Source organism: Polaribacter sp. 2305UL8-11, from assembly GCF_058147165.1.
In genome coordinates this window covers 1-230 of the sequence record NZ_JBYVJW010000144.1, presented here as the reverse complement: position 1 = coordinate 230, position 230 = coordinate 1, and the positions used below count along the sequence as shown (strand labels likewise).

Below are 230 nucleotides of genomic sequence, written 5' to 3'. Positions count from 1 at the left end.
ACTTATAGAAATGATGATAAGAGTTTGTTATTACACTACTTTCGAAACTAATTCTACTAAAAACTCAACTCCATTTTTAATGTTAGAGATAGAATTTGCTTTTTCGTTATTAGACAAGGCAGCATTATTAATTTCTTTTAAAACCGATAACGCGTCTTTATTACTAATATTACTTTCAGAAATAAACGTAGCAATTTCAGAGGTTTTTAAGCTTGTTAAACCAGCTAATT

At 27.4% G+C, this 230-nt stretch carries 1 protein-coding gene; it reads right to left on the bottom strand.

Annotated elements, in window-relative coordinates; all coding sequences use genetic code 11:
- Nucleotides 1-30: 30 nt before the first annotated feature.
- Nucleotides 31-230, bottom strand: a 200-nt coding sequence (locus tag ACY2RW_RS16510; protein WP_490123807.1) for a hypothetical protein, incomplete at its 5' end; no start/stop codon positions are given.